Here is a 500-nt window from a genome sequence, read left to right on the forward strand (position 1 = left end):
TAGAGGGAACTTCTTGCGCCAGGTAAACACGAGGTTTACTGAAAGCTTACGTTTTAACACCCTAGTTCACGAGCTGATACATAACTTGCTTGGGGACAACATGAATGCTCTAGGCGAAAACTGGGTCTTAGCTTACCTTAAAGAAAGGTATGGTGGGGAACCTTATCGCACGCAAATTCACGTTCTTGTCCATGCTATTCACGCCGTTCTTCATTGTGGCTTTTTAAGGGGTGAGATAGAAGAGCTCAAGTTCGCGAGGGCTCCCGACTATGTAAGATCATGGGAGATTATCGAGCGACAAGGAGGCCCTTTTCATATCCTTAAGGAATTTACCTCATGGATTCGCGAAAAGAAGAGCGAAGTTTAACTAAGAGGACGAAAGCAGCTCAGTAGTGGCCCCAGATGACCTTAAAAGGTTCTGACGGGGCTTTTCTTTTTTATTTCGTGAAATGAATTATTGGGGTATCTGCTTGACTCCCCTAAACGCCAAATATAGTCTT

At 44.4% G+C, this 500-nt stretch carries 1 protein-coding gene; it reads left to right on the forward strand.

Going from position 1 to position 500, the window contains the following annotated elements:
• A partial coding sequence (locus HW443_RS13190; protein ID WP_219857278.1) for a hypothetical protein occupies positions 1-367 on the forward strand: 367 nt, incomplete at its 5' end.
• Positions 368-500 lie beyond the last annotated feature (133 nt).

Origin of the sequence: Candidatus Hakubella thermalkaliphila (assembly GCF_013281975.1) — a bacterium.
In the GTDB taxonomy this organism is placed as follows: domain Bacteria; phylum Actinomycetota; class Humimicrobiia; order Hakubellales; family Hakubellaceae; genus Hakubella; species Hakubella thermalkaliphila.